Origin of the sequence: Brachyspira sp. G79 (genome assembly GCF_002379365.1) — a bacterium.
Lineage (GTDB): Bacteria > Spirochaetota > Brachyspiria > Brachyspirales > Brachyspiraceae > Brachyspira.
Map to the genome: position 1 here is coordinate 1,140,694 of NZ_JQIU01000008.1, position 18,626 is coordinate 1,159,319.

Sequence of the window (18,626 nt, forward strand, 5' to 3'; positions counted from 1 at the left end):
AAGTAAGTGAAGAATTAGAAAAATATGTAAAAGTATTGAGAGATAATTTAAATAATATAGAAAATCTTAAATACGATAAAAAAGATTTTAAATCTCATATAACATTGGCAAGAGTAAAAAGAGTATATGACAATGAAAAATTAAAAGAAAAAATTGAAGAAGTTAATAATTCATACTTCGAAAAATTATCATTCAAAGTAAATTCAATAACATTATATTCAAGCGATTTTGTAAATTACACAGAACTTTTTACTATACATTTTTAGTATAATTTTTATTGTCATATACTTAAAAAAATTAAACTATAATTACTCTATAATATAACTATCAACTATCTCTCCGTAATATGCTATATGGAAATCTTTATTTGCTCCTGCTGCACTACTTTCAACATCTTGAGGATAAAATTTATTTCTTATGTCTTCTGGTATATTATTTGCATCCTGTATCTGTTTATAAATAACTTTGCATTCAAGAGTTAAAGGGAGTTCTTTTATAGCGGGAACAGAAATAATATTTGCATCTTCTAAAGTTAAATTAAGTTCTTTTATTTTATCAGTATCTTTTCCAGATTTTGTACCGCATACTTTTATAATATTTCTATCAGACTTATCCATAGCAATATTAACAGTAAACTCTGGATTTTCGTCAAGCATAGTTCTTGTAAATCTATTCTCTCTTACGAGAATCATAAATATATTTTTATTCCACTCTACTCCCAAAGTTCCCCAGCCTATAGACATACTGTTTATTTTTCCATTTGATTTTGTTGTTATGAGAATTCCTTTCCTCATTTCTTTTAAAATATAATTAGCATAATCAAAAACATCAATTTTTTTTTTCATTTTATCGCACTCCTTAAAATATTTATATATTATAATAAATTAAAAATAAAAAAATTGTCAGTAAATAGAATATGAAAATTAATAAATTTTTAACAAAATGTATAAATTATATATCAAAAACTGTAATCGATTACTCTTTTTTTAGTTTTTTTGATAATAAAACCAATAAATTTCATATTTTTAATTAAATGCTATTGAAAACTATTATAATTATTTATATTATTTATATTAAATTTAATAAGATTTTATAAATATTTTTAGGAGAGAAAAATGATTACTCTAATTGAAAATAATAAAAATAGAAAACTTTTCTTTTTGAATACCGTTTCATCAACTTTAGTTATTATGATACATGAGGATAATTACATATTTTTACCTTACTTTGGGGCAAAGATAGAGGCTTTAGATATAGACTATATTATAGATGGTATTACAGAAGCAAACTATATGGCTGATACTGATAATAAGAAGAAATTTCAATTAGAACTTATACCTCAAATATACCCTTCATACGGCTATACAGATTTGAAAAATCCAGCTTTTCATTTTGTTTATAAAGATGGCTCAAGAATTACAGATTTGCGTTATAAATCTCATAATATATATAAAACAAAGAAAAAATTAAACGGACTTCCTACTGTACTATCAAATGATGACAGCGAAGTTTTAGAATTAACATTATTCGATGAATTAAAAAAAGTAGAAGTTATAATTACATTGGCAGTATTTGAAAAACATAATGCTTTTACAAAATCCGTTAAAGTTATAAATAAAAATTCTTCTGATGATTTATATATAGAAAAAATAATGTCTGCAAATATTGATATTCAGGAAAGTAATTTTAAGTTTATTCATTTAGCAGGAGCTTGGGGAAGAGAATGCCATATAAAAAGAAGACGCTTAGAACAAGGAATGCAGTCTATAGGAAGTATAAGAGGAGCTTCAGGACATGGACAAAATCCGTTTGCAGCTTTAATATCTCCTAATACCGATGAAAACAACGGAGAAGTTTTTGCTATGAACTTTATATACAGCGGAAACTTTATAATAAGTGCTGAAGTGGATATGCATTTAAATACCAGATTTCAAATGGGAATAAATGATTTTGATTTCGGTTGGACATTAATGCCTAATGAAGAGTTCCAAACTCCAGAAGCAGTTTTAATATATACTAATAAAGGTTTGGGCGATATGTCAAGGACTTTTCATAAATTATATCAGGATTGTTTGATGTCAAATAAATATGCTTATAAAGAACGTCCTATTTTAATTAACAGCTGGGAATCTAATTATTTTGATTTTAATAAAGAAAGTTTATTAAAACTAGCAGAAGAAGGTAAAAACATAGGAGCAGAATTATTTGTATTAGATGACGGCTGGTTTGGAAAAAGAAATGATGATAAAACATCCCTAGGCGATTGGACACCTAATGAACAAAAATTAGGCGGAAGTTTATCAAGTTTGATAGATGATATAAACAAAAAAGGTATAAGTTTTGGTTTATGGGTTGAGCCAGAAATGGTATCTCCAGACAGTGACTTATTTAGAAAGCATCCAGAATGGGCTATTCAAGTAAATGGAAGAAAAATAGAAACTTCAAGACATCAATATGTTTTGGATTTAAGTAACCCAGAAGTATGCGATTATATAATAAATTTTATGACTGAACTTCTTTCTAAAAATAATATTACATATATAAAATGGGATATGAACAGAAATATTACTAACTTGGGTTCATCTTATTTAAAAGCAGAAAGACAAAAAGAACAAGCCCACAGATATATGCTAGGTCTTTACAGAGTATTGGATAATATAGTTAATGCTTTTCCTAATGTACTTTTTGAAAGCTGTGCTGGAGGAGGAGGAAGATGCGATTCTGGTATGCTTTATTATATGCCTCAGGTTTGGACTAGCGATGACACAGATGCTATAGAAAGGCTTGCTATACAGTACGGTGCTTCTTTGGTATATCCTTCTATATCATTGGCTTGTCATATATCAGATATTCCTAATCATCAGACCAGAAGAAAAGAGAGAATAGAAACAAGAGCTAATGTTGCTATGTGGGGTAATTTGGGACTTGAACTTAATTTAAATAAAATAAGCGAAGAAGATAAAAAAGTTATATCTCAAAAATTAAAAATATATAAAAGTATAAGAAGCACTATTCAGTTTGGAAGTATTTACCGTTTGAAAGGACTTCATGCTCAAAATGAATATGCTTGGATGCACAAAAGTATTGATGAAGAGACTATAGTTGTAAATTATGTACAGATATGTGTAATACCTAATTTAGTAACAAAACGTTTGCGTTTAGAGGCTTTGGATTCAATATCAAAATATAAAGTAAATAATTCAGATAGACTTTACACAGGTTCTGAATTAATGAATGTTGGTCTTATGCTAGGAGAAATAGTAGAAGATGCTTTCGCTATTCAATGGATTATAAAAAAGGTTAATTAAAAAAGTTATATATAAAAAAGCACCTCTATTTATTAAAAAATAATAACTTGATATTAAGAATAAAAACTATATAATATCAATATATAATAAATGGAGGTGCAAATTTATGTTAATAACTTTTTTGGGTACTGGCACTTCTGACGGCGTACCAATGATAGGCTGTAAATGCAAAGTATGCAAAAGCAAAGATAAAAGAGATAAAAGAACTCGTTCATCTATACTTATTCAGCATAATGATAAGAACTATATAGTTGATACTTCAGCGGATTTCAGACAGCAAATGCTAAGAGAAAAAATTGGTAGTCTTAATGCAGTATTTTATACGCATGCACATGCAGATCATACTTCTGGAATAGTTGATTTAAGATCATTAAACTTTATAATGCATACTTCTATAGACTGCTACGGCAATAAAGATACTATGGATACACTTAGAGAAAAGTACGACTATTTTTTTAATCCAGTTCAAATTGGAGGCGGACTTCCTCAAGTGGTATTTCATCATATAGAAAAAGAAATGTTTTTCGATGATATAAAAGTTACACCAATAGCTGTAAAACATGGCATTTTAAATATATTAGGGTACAGATTTAATAATTTTACTTATATAACTGATGCTAGTAGTATAAGTGATGAAAGTTTAAAACTTATAGAAGGAACTGAAGTTTTAGTTCTAAATGGCTTAAGATACAGACCTCATCATACACATTTATCATTACAGGAATCTGTAAATATAGCAGATAAACTCGGGGTAAAAAAGGCATATTTTACTCATATGACTCATGATGTTTTGCATAGACATTTAGAAAGAGAACTCCCTTCAAATATGCATCCTGCCTATGACGGACTTAAAATAGAAATTTGATAAAAAAATATAAAAGGCTGAAACTTGTATAAAAAGCTTCAGCCACAAATAATATTTAAGAATATATAATTAATTATTAATAAGCTTTCTTATATAAAGCTAGTATATCATCTAGTGTCACATCTCTAGGATTTCCGCCTGTACATACATCAGCTAAAGCATCTTTTGCAAGTCTAGGCAAATCTTCTTCTTTAATTTTTAATTCTCTTAAATTAGCAGGTATATTAACATCTTTAGAAAGTTTCCTAACAGCTTCAACAGCTAATTTAGCAGCTTCTTCTTTGCTTAATCCATCAACTTTTTCCCCCATTGCAACAGCTATATCAACATATTTATCTATACAAACAGGCATATTAAATTCCATAACTATTGGAAGAAGGACAGCATTAGCAACACCATGAGGTATATCAAATATAGCCCCAAGAGGGTGAGCCATAGAGTGAACAATACCAAGCCCAACATTGCTGAATCCCATACCTGCAACATACTGAGCAATACTCATACCATCCATATCAGTCATGTTTTTATCTTTAACAGCCCCTCTTAAATGTTTAGATATAAGCTGCATAGCTTTATATTCAAACATATCAGAAATAGTATGAGCTGCTTTAGTAATATATCCTTCGATAGCATGGGTTAAAGCGTCCATACCTGTAGCAGCAACAAGACTATTAGGCATAGAAGCCATAAGTTCAGCATCTACAAAAGCAGCTATAGGTATATCTTTAGGGTCAACACAAACCATTTTTCTATTTTCTTCTTCATTAATAATTACATAGTTAATAGTAACTTCAGCAGCAGTACCGCAAGTAGTAGGAAGAGCCATAATAGGTACGCTTTTATTTTTTGTAGCTGCCACCCCTTCAAGAGATTTAACATCAGCAAAATCAGGATTATTTTTAGTGATACCTATAGCTTTGGCAACGTCCATTACTGAACCGCCTCCAACAGCAATTAAAAAATCAGCTCCTGATTCATTAAATTTTGCTAAACCGTCTTTACAGTTTTTTATAGTAGGATTTTGTTTAATATCTAAAAATACATCGTAAGAAATATTAGCATCATCTAAAACATCTTTTACTTTTTTAAGAACACCGCAGGAATCTAAAACTTTATCACTAACTAAAAGTGCCTTTTTGAATCCTCTTGCTTTAATTTCATTAGCAAGTTCGCTTCTTATGCCTACGCCAAAATAACTTGTTTCATTTAAAATATATCTAGCCATAACACTCTCCTATTATTTTTTATTTTTTATAATTATTCTTCTTTTTACTTTTAATTTAAGAAGATTTAATTTACTTTTTATTTTTATGTTTTACATTAAGTCCGTAATTTTTAAATTTTTCTAAAACTACTTCCATTTCACTATCTGGTAAAATAGAAAAATCACCTATGCCTCTTACCCCAATATATAATCTAGCTAAGTTTTCAACCTCCATCATAACATGATACGCTTTTTCTAAAGTTTCATCACTAGCTACTAAACCATGATTTTTTAATATACAAGCTTTATAGCCTTTCATAGCCTCAGATATATTATCACATAGCTCCTGAGTACCATAAGTAGCATATTTAGCACAAGGTATTTTATTTCCGCCTGCAACTCCAACCATATAATGAATTGCTGGTATATGATCTATATTTAAAATTGAAACTGTAGATGAATATACGGCATGATTGTGTATTACAGCATTGAAATTAGGATTATCTTTAAGAATTGATAAATGAAATCTCCATTCGCTTGAAGGAATTTTATCTTCTTCAGCTTTTCCATTCTCATCAACAAAAACAATATCGTCTGGAGTCATAATCTCATAAGGCATTCCAGATGGAGTAATAAGCATTCCATTTTTAAATCTTATACTTATATTTCCAGCCGTACCCTGATTAACTCCGTCTCTTCTCATGCTCAAGCAAGCATCTATTATCTTTTTAGATAAATCTTTCCTATCAAAACTAGACATCTTTTCTCCTTAAAATTAAAATAATACTATTATATTTTTTTTATCTCAAAACTATTTACAATTAATTTTCTCATATCTTCAGTATCTTTTAATATTCCCAAAGACTTAAACTGAGATAATATGTTTCCCGCAGCAGTACATTCTATAGGACCAACATAAACATTTAAATTAGTCTTTCCTTTAGTAAGCTCGCATATCAATTTATCTCTTGTACCGCCGCCTACAATACATAAAGTATCAATATCTTTATTTAATATTTTTTTAAGACTATTAATATATTTAGCATAACTATCAGCCAAAGAATTATATACAGAAGCTATAATAATACCTTTTGAATCTTTTGAGACTTCTGACTGATTAGTATCTTTATAGTAATTAAGTATTTCATCTTCTATATCTTTTGGATTATAAAATCTATTGTCTGTAATATCTATTCTATGCTCATCTTTAATATTATCTCTTGCAAGTTTCTCCATATCATTAAAAGAAATTTGATATTTTTTCTGCAAAAGCTGTATAGTCCAAAGCCCGTTAATATTTTCTAAAAACCTTATAGTATTATTGTATCCCATTTCATTCGTAAAACCATTTTCAAAAGCTTCATCTGTAAGTATTGGCTCTTTCAATTCTACACCAAGAAGAGACCATGATCCTGAAGACAAATAAGCTGAAGTATCATTAAAAATTGGTGCGGATAATACTGCAGATGCTGTATCATGTGATGGTGCTGCAATAATATCAAAAGGTTTTAATCCTAAATAATCTGCTATTTCTTGTTTTAATAAACCTTTTTTACTTCCTGCTTCAATTAAAACAGGTAATTTATTAATATCAAAATTAATAGCTTCTAAAATTTCTGAAGACCAATTCTTTTTATTAATATCTATAAGCTGTGAAGTAGAGGATATTGTATATTCGGAAGAAATATTTCCAGTTAAAAAATAACAGAACAAATCTGGAGTAAATAATAATTTTTCTGCATTATTAACTATATCAGCCCTTTTTTCTATGTCTTCATATATCTGCATTATGCTGTTAAAAGGCATGCATGATATACCTGTTATACCATATAATTTTTTAGCATTCAAACCTATTTTTTCAAGTTTTTTTATTGTATTGATAGTTCTTGTATCTCTATAATTTATAGGATTTGATAAAAGCTCTCCATTTTTATTTATATATGCATAATCTACACCCCAAGAGTTTATCCCCAAAGATGAAGGCTGAACTCCCATATCAGCAACTTTTTTTATACCTTTTAAAAGTTCATTATACATATATATAAAATCTGTATAATAATAATTATTAATTTTTATAGGTGTAAGTGAGAATCTATGCACTTCTTCCAATGTCATTTTATCATTCTCAAATTTTGAAAGAAAAATTTTTCCTCCTGATGATCCAAAGTCACAGGCTATAGAATAAACATTATTATTAGTCATATAATTGCACCATTTATATTAATATAATTATAATATAATATATTTTTGTTTCATATTCAACAAAAAATGTTTGTTTTTTAAATAATAAAACATTTTTTTAAACAAAAAACAAAAAAATAAAATAAATAAAATAAAAATATTTTTTTATATAAAAAAAACATTTCAATGTTGATTATACTATTTTTTTTTACTAGAATATAATCATACAAAAAAATTTTAACTTAAGGATCAAATTATTCTATGAGTGATAACGTAATTTTAAAAATGACTGGAATAGAAAAGAGATTTAAAGGTGTATATGCATTAAAAAACTTTAATTTCTCTTTAATTCAAGGTGAGATACTAGCTTTGATAGGGGAAAATGGTGCTGGAAAATCTACACTTATGAAAATTTTATCTGGAATATATAAAAAAGATGCAGGCAGTATAGAATATTTCGGTAAACCATTAGAAATATCAGGTCCTAAAGAAGCAGAAGAAAATGGTATATCAATAGTACATCAGGAACTAAATTTAATGAATCATTTAACAGTAGCACAAAATATTTTCATAGGTCACGAACCATTAAATAAATTCGGACTCATAGATGATAAATTAATGATAAAAAGAGCGAAGAAAATATTTGAAGGCATGAATGTAGATATTAATCCTTCTGCAAAAATAGGCTCTCTCACTGTAGGAAAACAGCAATTAGTAGAAATAGCAAAAGCATTAACTCATAATTCTAAAATATTAATATTAGATGAGCCTACAGCAGCATTAACCGAATCAGAAACAAAAGAACTTTTTAGAATCATTAAAGACCTTCAGATAACAGGCGTATCAATAGTATATATTTCTCATAGATTAGATGAATTATTCATATTATCTGACAGAATAACAGTTATAAGAGACGGTGAATATATAGACACAAAAATGACTAAAGAAACCAATAAAGATGAAATAGTAAATTTGATGGTAGGACGTGTTATATATGAAACACCTAAAACAGAAAGCAAAGTATCAAAAGATGCAAAAGAAATATTAAGAGTAGAGAATTTAGTTGTTCAAGGTGTAGTTAAAGATGTAAGTTTTTCTTTAAAACAAGGTGAAATTTTAGGGTTTGCAGGTCTCATGGGGGCTGGAAGAACAGAAACAGCAAGGGCTATTTTTGGAGCAGATAAATTTGAAAGCGGAAAAATATTCGTTGAAGGAAATGAAGTATCAATAAAATCCCCTGTAGATGCTATAAAAAGCGGAATAGGATATCTTTCAGAAGACAGAAAAAGATACGGTTTGGCATTAGGTCTTCCAGTATTTGAAAATATGATGATGGGAAATTATGATAAGTTTTCAAATATGCTTATGGTGCAGAATACAAAAGTAAGAGATATTTCAGAGCAGGAAGTAAAATCATTAAATATAAAGACCCCTTCTATTAATCAATTAGTTAAAAACTTATCAGGAGGTAATCAGCAGAAAGTAGTAATAGCAAACTGGCTCATAAAAGAATGCAAGGTATTAATATTTGATGAACCAACCAGAGGAATAGATGTAGGAGCAAGAAGTGAAATATACAATCTTATGGAACAATTAGTATCTATGGGCAAATCTATAATAATGATTTCATCCGATTTGGTTGAAATACTTAGAATGAGTGACAGAATACTTGTTATGTCAGAAGGTAAAAAAACAGGAGAATTAGATATAAAAGGAACTACTCAAGATGATATTATGAAATATGCAACTATGAGATAGACTAATAACTATAATAAAAATAAAATAAAATGGAGTAAATCATATGTACAATATCGAAAACAATACTTTTACTGGAAAGCTATGTTTCAAAGCTAAAATGAGAAGAAGGACAAGAAATATATTAATTTATTTGAAAAAGAATGGGCTTCAAAAATTTTTAACAATTGTCGCTCTTCTTATTTTGTATGTATTTTTTGTTATAGCTGGAAGAAATTTCTTCACTTTTGATACATTTTCTTTGATATTAAGAAACTCATATTTTATAGGTTTTTTAGCCATTGGAGTAACTTTTGTTATAATCACAGGCGGTATAGATTTATCTATAGGATCGCTTTCATTATTTGCTGCTATGGTAGGCGGTGTAATGATAACTAATTTTCAAACTCCTATGTGGGCTGTACTTATTATAGTTATAGCTGTTGCCACTTTAGGCGGATTTATAAACGGTTTTTTAATTTCATATTTTAATTTACCTCCGTTTATTGCTACTTTAGGTATGCTTATGGTTACTAAAGGTTTATCAGGTATAGTTTCAAAATCTCAAACTATATACTATCCTACAATAACAGATCCTCAGTATGGCTGGTTTAGAGTATTATTTAATGCAACTGAATCTAATTTTCCATCTGGTTTCATAATGCTTGCAATATTTACTGTAATATCCGTAATTGTATTAACCAAAACTATAGTTGGAAGATATATATTCGCTTTAGGAAGCAATGAAGAGGCAGCAAGACTTTCTGGTATAAAAACTAACAAATGGAAAATAATAGCATACACAATAGCTGGATTCTTCTGCGGTATAGGAGGTTTAGCTTTTGCTGCTAGTTATTCTAGTATAAGCCCGGGGGCAGGTCAGGGTTATGAATTTGATGCAATTGCAGCTGTAGTTATAGGAGGTACATCTCTTTCAGGAGGTGTTGGTTCTATAATAGGTACAATAATAGGTGTATATATAATGTCTGTATTAAAAGTAGGACTTCCTTCTGTAGGCGTAGAGCAATTCTTCCAATACTTCACTATAGGTATAGTAGTTATTATAGCTGTACTTATAGACGTTTATAGAATAAAAATGTCTAATAAAGTTAAAAAAGTAGATGTAAAAAAAGAGAGAATGGAACAGTTGGAAGAAGAAATAGAATCCTTCAGGATAAAAATAGATTATATGATATCTGATAATACCAAAGATTATTCAAAAGAAATATTAGAAGTACAATCTAAAATTAATACTTTAATAGAAGAAAAGAAAAAATTAAAATAAACAAATAAAAGGAGAATAAAATGAAAAAAATTTTATTACTAGCTACTACTTTAATAGGATTAACAGTTATGTTATCAAGCTGCGGAAACAAAGATCCATACATAGCTGTTGTATCTAAAGGATTCCAGCACAAATTTTGGGTAACTGTTAGGGACGGTGCCGAAGCTGCTGCTAAACAAAATGGCGTAAAAATAAGTTTTGTCGGTCCTGAAACAGAATCTGATTCGAAAATACAGCAAGACTTGTTGGATAGTGAAATTAATAAAAACCCAGATGCTATAGCTTTTGCTGCTGTAACAGGCGATTTTACTGAGCAAATAAAAAGAATAAAAGAAAAAAACATACCTTTAATAGGTTTTGACTCTGGTATATTACCAGATCAAGCTCAAGGTGCTGTACTTGCTACTGCTTCTACTGACAACAGAGCTGCTGCTGCTATAGTTGCTGATAAAATGTTTGAAGCTTTAAAAACAAGAATAGCTGCTTTTACTGCTCAAAACAAAGCTAAAATAGCTGTACTTCAATTAGATAACTCTGATACTGGTATAGGAAGAGCCGAAGGTTTTGTAAAAAGATTTACTGAATTAGCTGACGGAGACGCTACTACCGCAGGTAAATACACTTTACAAGTTATAGTTCCTACTACTCAGAATGAAGCTGATATAGCTAATGAGGTTAATGCTTTAAGAGGTAAAAGTGTTTTAGGAATATATTTATCCAATGAAGCTATGGCAAGAGGTTTCTTGGTAGTATATAAAAGTGCTGAAGCAGGTGCTGCTAATACTATAGTTGGAGATGCTCAAGACGGCGGAGATTTAGTTGTTATGGGATTTGACTCTGGAAAACCTCAGTTAGATGCTATAAGAAATGGAATAATACAAGGTTCTGTTACACAAGACCCTTACAGTATTGGTTTCCAAGCTGTTACTTTAGCATATAAAGCTTCTAAAGGCGAATCTGTTTCTAATATAGATACTGGTGCTAAATGGTATGATAAAACTAATATAGACGATCCTGAAATAGCTAAATTATTATACGAATAAAATTATATAACATTTACGGAGGAATTATAACAATTATGTTTAGAATGCAAAATAATTTACCAAAAGTTGGTATAAGACCTGTCATAGATGGAAGAAGAAATGGCGTTAGAGAGTCATTAGAAGATACCACTATGAACATGGCGAAAATAGCTGCAAAACTTATAGAAGAAAATATAAAACACCCTAGCGGAGAAAAAGTTGAATGTGTAATCTCTGATACTACTATAGGCGGTGTTGCTGAAGCTGCAAGATGTCAGAAAAAATTTGATGAAAACAATGTTAAATTAACTCTTACTGTTACACCTTGTTGGTGTTATGGTTCTGAAACTATCGATATGACTCCAGCTATACCTAAAGCAATTTGGGGATTTAACGGTACTGAAAGACCTGGTGCTGTTTATTTGGCTGCTGCTGATGCTGGACATACTCAATTAGGTTTACCAGTTTTCTCTATATACGGTAAAGATGTTCAAGATGCAGGAGATGAAAATATACCTGAAGATGTTAGAGAAAAAATACTTAGATTTGTAAGAGCTGGTCTTGCTGTTGCTACTATGAAAGATCAATCTTATGTAAGTATGGGTTATGTTGCTATGGGTATTATGGGTTCTATGGTTGACGCTGAATTCTTACTTGACTATTTAGGAATGAGAACTGAATTCGTAGATATGAGCGAAATCAAAAGAAGATTAGAACTAGAAATATACGATAAAGAAGAGTTTAAAAAAGCATGGGAATGGGCTAAACAATGTAAATTTGGTTCTGACAACAATAAAGTAAAAGCCTCAGATGAACAAAAAGAAAAAGAATGGGCTACTTCTATCAAAATGGCTATGATTATGCGTGATTTGATGGTAGGAAATCCTAAATTAGCCGAAATGGGATATATAGAAGAAGCTCAAGGTCATAATGCTATAGTTGGCGGTTTCCAAGGACAAAGACATTGGACTGACTTTATGCCTAACGGAGACTTTGCTGAAGCTATTCTTAATTCATCTTTTGACTGGAACGGTATAAGAGAACCTTATGTTGTTGCTACTGAAAATGACTCTTTGAATGGTCTTTCTATGTTGTTTGCTCACCTTTTAACAAGTAGATCTCAGTTATTTGCTGATGTTAGAACTTATTGGAGTCCTGAAGCTGTTAAAAGAGTTACTGGTAAAGAGCTTACTGGAAAAGCTAAAGATGGTATAATTCACTTGATAAACTCTGGTGCTGCTTCATTAGACTGGACTGGAGAACAGAAAGTTAATGGAAACCCTGCTTTAAAAGAGTACTGGAATATTACAGAAGAAGAAGCTAAAAAATGTCTTGATGCAACTCAATTCTCACCTGCTAACAGAGAATACTTCAGAGGAGGCGGATTCTCTTCTACTTTCTTAACTAAAGGTGAAATGCCTATGACTATTATAAGGCTTAATTTAGTTAAAGGGTTTGGACCTGTACTTCAAATAGCTGAAGGTTATGCTGTTAATATTGACGACAGTATATTTGACCCTATTAACAAAAGAACGGACTCTACTTGGCCTACTACTTGGTTTGCTCCTATACTTACTGGAAAAGACTCTTTCAAAGATGTTTATTCCGTTATGAATGATTGGGGTGCTAATCACTGTGCAGCTGCTTATGGTCATATAGGTGCCGATTTAATCACATTGGCTTCTATGCTTCGTATACCTGTAAGTATGCATAATGTAAGCGAAGAGAGAATATTCAGACCTAAAGCATGGAAAGCATTTGGTACAAAAGATATTGAAGGTGCTGACTTTAGAGCATGCAAGCATTTCGGACCTTTATTTGGGAAAGTAACTAGGTAATAATAATTTTTCTTAAGTCCCATTTAGTACTAAAATATTAAATGGGGCTTTTGTAAAAAATAATTTTAAGGATTTGTAATATGTTAAAAGGAATAGACCCAGTTGTTTCACCAGAACTATTAAAAGTATTATGTGAAATGGGACATGGCAGTGAAATATTATTTGCAGATGGTAATTTTCCTTCTCATGATTATAATGTAAAAAAAATTATAAGACTTGACGGAATAGATATACCTACTGTTTTGAAAGCTATTATGCCTTTATTTCCATTGGATACCTTTGTAGAAAGTCCTGTTGTATTAATGCAGCCTAATGCTGATTTTGGCAGAGAACCTGATGTATGGGCTAAATATAAAGATATAATAGCAAAATATCAAAAAGTAAATTATGAATATCTGGAAAGATTTGCATATTATGACAGATGCAAAAATGTTTATGCTATTGTTGCTACAAGCGAACTTGAAATATATGCAAATATTATACTAAAAAAAGGTGTAATTTTTCCAGACAAGAAATAATATCCCTAAAATATAAAATCTTTTAGCAAGTCTTTAATTTATTTAAAGGCTTGTTATTTTTTTAGATTTAACCTAGCAAACAGCTATAGCAGAATCAGTCCTTCCATCACAGCCTGCAAAATAAATATCATTATCATTTTTTAATATAATCTGTCCGCGTCCGAAATACCCAAAGTATGTAAGATAATCTTTTTTTGTTATATTATGTCCAAGTAATGAAAGTTCTTTATAGATATTATTATCAAAATTATATTCCAATTCTATATTTTTATCACCCACCCACTGCCATCTAGGTTTATCTAATGTTGCCTGCGGATTTAAATCATAATCTATCAAATTATTTATTACCTGAACATGCCCCTGAGGCTGCATAAAAGCTCCCATCACACCAAATGCTCCGTAAGGTTTTGAATCTTTGCATATAAAGCCTGGTATTATAGTATGATAAGGCTTTTTATGGGCTTTTATAAAATTATCTGAATTAGGGTCCAATGAGAAGTTAGCACCTCTGTTTTGCAAAGCTATGCCTGTTTCTGGAATTACTATACCAGAGCCAAAAGCTGTATAATTACTTTGTATATATGAAACCATATTTCCGTAACTGTCAGAGGCTGCTAAATAAACGGTATCACCTGATGAGAATATATGATTTATAGGATTTAATGCTTTATTTTTATTTATAAGAGAGGCTCTTTTTTGGGCATAGTCTTTTGAAAGCATTTCTTCTATAGAAGTTTTCATATAATTAATATCAGCAACATATTTTTTGGTGTCTGTAAAAGCTAGTTTTAAAGCCTCTATTTGATAATGTACTTTTTCTAATTCGCTTAAATACTTAAAATCAAAATTTGATAAAATATTTAAAGTCATTAATACAGTAATACCATGTCCGTTTGGAGGAATTTCATAAATATCATAACCTCTATAATTAGTAGTTATAGGAGAAATAAACTCTGGATAATACTCATTTAAATCCTCTTTAGATAAATATCCTCCGTATTTTTTCATAAATGAATCTATCTTTTCAGCATATTCTCCTCTGTAAATACACTCTGCATCTGTTTTTCCTATATCATATAAAGTTTTAGCATGATACGGAAGTTTTACTATTTCTCCAAGTTCAGGAGATTTTCCATTAAAAGTAAAAGTATCAAACCAATATTTAAACTCTTCTTTTTTTAAATTATCAGAAGCATTCAAATATATATTATAAGCCTTTTTCCAATCAAGAGCTACTTGAGGCTGAATAGCATATCCTTCTTTTGCATATCTAATGGCAGGCTCAAGCACATCAATAAGTTTTAACTTACCAAATTTTTTTATAAGAAGAGCCCAAACTGATGGAATGCCTCCAACAGTTACTGGAATAACTCCGTATAAAGGTATTTTATCAAAATTACATGAAAGTATTTTATCAATATCCAAATTCTTTGGAGAAAATCCGCTTCCATTAATTGCATACATTTTATTTTCAAAATTTATTATGGCAAAAGCATCTCCTCCAAGTCCATTTGAAGTGGGTTCAACAACTGTAAGTGCAGCTGCTGAAGCTATTGCAGCATCTACTGCATTACCGCCTTTTTTTATAATCTCTATTCCAGCCTCTGAAGCTAGTATATTGCTTGTTGAAACTATGTTCTTTCCAAATACAACATTACGTTTAGATGTATAAGTATTATCATAAAAGTTCATAATAAAATCCGTATTTTTCAATTAATAGTATTTTATAAAATGATATTAAATATTAGCAGCATAAGAAACTACTCCATTAACTATCTCTTCCCTAACCTTTCCGCTTTCTATTAATTTTTTTAATAATTCCTCTACTCTCTTTTCATCTTCATTGAAACTTACTGCTATCATATGAGAAGTATCTGGGTGTCTTATTAATAAATTTATTATATCTTCTTCAGTGATTTTTTTTACATTTCCCTTGGCACTATCAGATACACTAGGAACATCTATTTCAATATCGCATTTGGCATTAAAATATTTTTTTACTTTTTCTAACTCTTCATCATTTAATGCCTTAGCTTTTTCATTAGCAGTTCTTCTAGTAGCTGTAACAAGCTGAACTTTATCTGGTTTTATTTTATCTACTATTTTTATTATATCATCAAGTTCTTCTTTGCTGTCATTAATACCTTTAAGCAAAAATACCTCAAGCCAATACTCTCCTTTAAAAACTCTTCTAAACTCTATAAGTCCATTAACCATTTTATCAAAATCAATTTCTTTATTAGGCTGATCTATTATCTTAAAAGTATCAATATTTCCAGCATCAAGCGAAGGTATTACCAAATCGACCATAAGCAAATCAGAACGCATTTCCTGTTTATAAAGCAAAGAACCATTGGTTATAATACATATTGGAATATCAGTTATCTGTTTTATTTCGTAAATAAGTTTTTTTAAATCTTTATATAAAGTAGGCTCTCCAGAACCTGCAAATGTTATATAGTCAATATTTTTATTATTAAGCAAAGCCTCTTTTAATTCATAAATTATCTCATCTACAGAATAGAAATTGTGGAGAGATGTTCTAGTATTTTCTTCTGAACCTAATTGACAGTATATACAATTATAACTACAGGTTTTATGAGGTATAACATCTATTCCCAAAGAATTACCAAGTCTCTTTGACATAACAGGTCCGAATACTCTTTTTGTTTTAAGTTTAGATTTATCTTTATTTTGATTAAGAAGTAAAGGCTCTTTTGTTTGTTTGGCTGTATTATCATATCTCTCTTCATTGGCTTTATAAAATGCATTTATTACCTTATCAAGCATATCACCTTCTAAACTAAATACTGACAAAGCAAATATTTCAGGCTCTTCATAATGAGTTTCTTTATTATTTTTATACTCTTTTTTTACGGTTTTCTCTATGGCTTTTACCTTTTCTTTTATCTCATCTTTTTCAAGCATATCTGTTTTATTTAGTACTATAATAGACTTTTTCTTTATTAATTCTTTACTGTACTGTTTTAATTCATTTCTTAATTTTTTATAAGTATCAGCAACATCTTCATCGGTTAAATCTATAACAAAACATAAAGCCCCAGTTCTCTCAATATGCCTTAAAAAAGTAAGACCAAGTCCAGCTCCTTCGCTTGCTCCTTCAATAATACCTGGTATATCAGCAATAACAAAACTTCTTTCATAATCTAAATAGCACACCCCAAGATTAGGAGTTAAAGTAGTAAAAGGATATGATGCAATTTTAGGATTGGCTCTTGTAAGTCTTGCAAGCAAACTAGATTTTCCAGCATTAGGCATACCTACAAGCCCAATATCAGCTATTAATTTAACTTCAAGCCTTATATTGAGTTTTTCACCGTCCAAGCCATGCTGTGCATAATCTGGTGCCTGATTTGTAGCAGTAGCATAAAATTTATTTCCTTTACCGCCTTTGCCTCCTCTTGCAACAGTATAGCTTTGTCCATCCTCAAGTAAATCGGCTAATATATTATTTGTATCTTCATCATAAATAACCGTTCCTATAGGTACTCTTATAACCACATCATCGCCTTTTTTACCATCGCTTAATCTTGCTCTTCCTGGCTCTCCGTCTCTTGCTCTGAATCTTTTTCTGCTTTTTATCTTTCCGAAACTGTTTATTCTAGCATCAACTCTTACTATAACATCGCCTCCGTCTCCTCCATTGCCTCCGTCTGGACCGCCCATAGGTACATGTGCCTCACGTCTGAAACTTACACTGCCTGCTCCTCCATGTCCTGCCTCTATTTCAAAGTTTACTACATCTATAAATTGATCCATTTTACTATTTCCTTTACTATATATTTATTATTATTTTACAAGTTTTCTTCATAAAAATAAACATTAAAATTTATAAAGTATTACTCATTAAAAAATTAATAAGTAATACTTTAATATAGTTTATAATTATACTAATATAAATAATAATTGTCAAAATATTTTGTATCAATCATTCAAGTTTTTTAAATAATCTGCTGCCTTATCATCATAAGGGTTAATCTCTAAAATTTTTCTATAGCATTCTTCAGCATTTTCTTTATCATAAATTTTTAAATATAATTCAGCAATATCTTTTAGAATATCACATCTGTATGGACGATCTTCAAAATATTTTTTATTAATATCTATAGCCTTTTGATAATATTCTTTTGCCAAGTCTTTTTCATTCATACCATCATAAATTTCAGCAATAGAAACATAATACTCTTCACGATTAGGCTCTAATGAAACAGCATGTTTATAAGATTTTAATGCCTTATTTTTATTGCCTATTTTCATATATAAATCACCTATCTCTTTTGAATAAAAACCTTTAAGATCTTCTCTCTCCCATCTGTTTTCTCTTCTGTACATACGACTAGCACTTTTTATTTCAACTTTTATAGCTTTTTTATACGCTTCAATAGCTTTGTTTTTATTACCTATAGAATTATATAAATCACCTATTATCTCTAAAGTCCAACAACTTTTATCTTTTTTATTTTCATAAATCTCTATTGCTTTTTTATAATATTCTTCTGCATTTTCCTTTTCTCCTAAACTCTCATAATTTTCTGCAATAGATGTAAAATTATATCCATCATTCTTATCATCATCTAAATTGACATACTTTTTTATAATATTCAATAGCCTTATATTTTTCGCCTATATGCAAATATAAATCAGATAATT

Annotated in this window: 15 protein-coding genes; 8 read left to right on the forward strand and 7 right to left on the reverse strand. The window is 29.7% G+C overall.

The window, feature by feature from the left end; genetic code table 11:
- Nucleotides 1–266 (forward strand): 2'-5' RNA ligase family protein (locus KQ44_RS06420; protein ID WP_276307033.1); only part of this gene is annotated, 266 nt, incomplete at its 5' end.
- Nucleotides 267–308: 42 nt separating this feature from the next.
- Here the strand turns inward: KQ44_RS06420 and KQ44_RS06425 are convergent.
- Nucleotides 309–845 (reverse strand): flavin reductase, encoded by a 537-nt coding sequence (locus tag KQ44_RS06425; RefSeq protein WP_096736722.1) that lies wholly within the window; start codon nucleotides 843–845, stop codon nucleotides 309–311.
- A gap of 270 nt (nucleotides 846–1,115) precedes the next feature.
- On the opposite strand from KQ44_RS06425, the gene KQ44_RS06430 reads away from it, so the two are divergent.
- Together KQ44_RS06430 and KQ44_RS06435 are read left to right on the forward strand one after the other, a co-directional pair.
- Entirely contained in the window at nucleotides 1,116–3,308 is a 2,193-nt protein-coding gene (locus tag KQ44_RS06430; protein WP_096736723.1) for an alpha-galactosidase, read from the forward strand.
- A gap of 106 nt (nucleotides 3,309–3,414) precedes the next feature.
- A complete protein-coding gene (locus KQ44_RS06435; protein ID WP_096736724.1) occupies nucleotides 3,415–4,173 on the forward strand; it encodes an MBL fold metallo-hydrolase in 759 nt (252 codons plus the stop codon).
- A gap of 76 nt (nucleotides 4,174–4,249) precedes the next feature.
- On the opposite strand, the gene fucO is transcribed toward KQ44_RS06435, so the two are convergent.
- From fucO to KQ44_RS06450, 3 genes are all read right to left on the reverse strand, one after another.
- Nucleotides 4,250–5,398 (reverse strand): lactaldehyde reductase, encoded by a 1,149-nt coding sequence (gene fucO / locus KQ44_RS06440; RefSeq protein ID WP_096736725.1) that lies wholly within the window; start codon nucleotides 5,396–5,398, stop codon nucleotides 4,250–4,252.
- Between the two features lie 70 nt (nucleotides 5,399–5,468).
- Nucleotides 5,469–6,137, reverse strand: coding sequence for an L-fuculose-phosphate aldolase (locus KQ44_RS06445; RefSeq protein WP_096736726.1), 669 nt, complete (start codon nucleotides 6,135–6,137; stop codon nucleotides 5,469–5,471).
- A 29-nt stretch (nucleotides 6,138–6,166) separates the two neighbouring features.
- Entirely contained in the window at nucleotides 6,167–7,579 is a 1,413-nt protein-coding gene (locus tag KQ44_RS06450) for a rhamnulokinase family protein (protein WP_096736727.1), read from the reverse strand.
- 240 nt (nucleotides 7,580–7,819) lie between these two features.
- On the opposite strand from KQ44_RS06450, the gene KQ44_RS06455 reads away from it, so the two are divergent.
- The 5 genes from KQ44_RS06455 to KQ44_RS06475 all read left to right on the forward strand — a co-directional run bounded on the left by KQ44_RS06455 (nucleotide 7,820) and on the right by KQ44_RS06475 (nucleotide 13,955).
- Complete coding sequence (locus KQ44_RS06455) at nucleotides 7,820–9,316, forward strand: sugar ABC transporter ATP-binding protein (RefSeq protein ID WP_096736728.1); 1,497 nt, start codon at nucleotides 7,820–7,822, stop codon at nucleotides 9,314–9,316.
- Nucleotides 9,317–9,359: 43 nt separating this feature from the next.
- Complete coding sequence (locus KQ44_RS06460) at nucleotides 9,360–10,577, forward strand: ABC transporter permease (protein ID WP_096736729.1); 1,218 nt, start codon at nucleotides 9,360–9,362, stop codon at nucleotides 10,575–10,577.
- 20 nt (nucleotides 10,578–10,597) lie between these two features.
- The gene (locus KQ44_RS06465) at nucleotides 10,598–11,620 is read left to right on the forward strand and encodes an ABC transporter substrate-binding protein (RefSeq protein WP_096736730.1); all 1,023 of its coding nucleotides are present in this window, start codon (nucleotides 10,598–10,600) and stop codon (nucleotides 11,618–11,620) included.
- A gap of 35 nt (nucleotides 11,621–11,655) precedes the next feature.
- Complete coding sequence (locus KQ44_RS06470; RefSeq protein ID WP_096736731.1) at nucleotides 11,656–13,437, forward strand: L-fucose isomerase; 1,782 nt, start codon at nucleotides 11,656–11,658, stop codon at nucleotides 13,435–13,437.
- A gap of 80 nt (nucleotides 13,438–13,517) precedes the next feature.
- Nucleotides 13,518–13,955, forward strand: coding sequence for an RbsD/FucU domain-containing protein (locus KQ44_RS06475; RefSeq protein ID WP_096736732.1), 438 nt, complete (start codon nucleotides 13,518–13,520; stop codon nucleotides 13,953–13,955).
- Between the two features lie 72 nt (nucleotides 13,956–14,027).
- On the opposite strand, the gene KQ44_RS06480 is transcribed toward KQ44_RS06475, so the two are convergent.
- From KQ44_RS06480 to KQ44_RS06490, 3 genes are all read right to left on the reverse strand, one after another.
- On the reverse strand, nucleotides 14,028–15,647 hold the full coding sequence (locus KQ44_RS06480; protein WP_096736733.1) for a gamma-glutamyltransferase family protein: 1,620 nt from the start codon (nucleotides 15,645–15,647) through the stop codon (nucleotides 14,028–14,030).
- A 45-nt stretch (nucleotides 15,648–15,692) separates the two neighbouring features.
- Nucleotides 15,693–17,735, reverse strand: a complete 2,043-nt coding sequence (gene obgE / locus KQ44_RS06485; RefSeq protein WP_096736734.1) for a GTPase ObgE — start codon at nucleotides 17,733–17,735, stop codon at nucleotides 15,693–15,695.
- A gap of 165 nt (nucleotides 17,736–17,900) precedes the next feature.
- Nucleotides 17,901–18,581, reverse strand: a complete 681-nt coding sequence (locus tag KQ44_RS06490) for a tetratricopeptide repeat protein (RefSeq protein ID WP_240516517.1) — start codon at nucleotides 18,579–18,581, stop codon at nucleotides 17,901–17,903.
- Nucleotides 18,582–18,626: the final 45 nt, after the last annotated feature.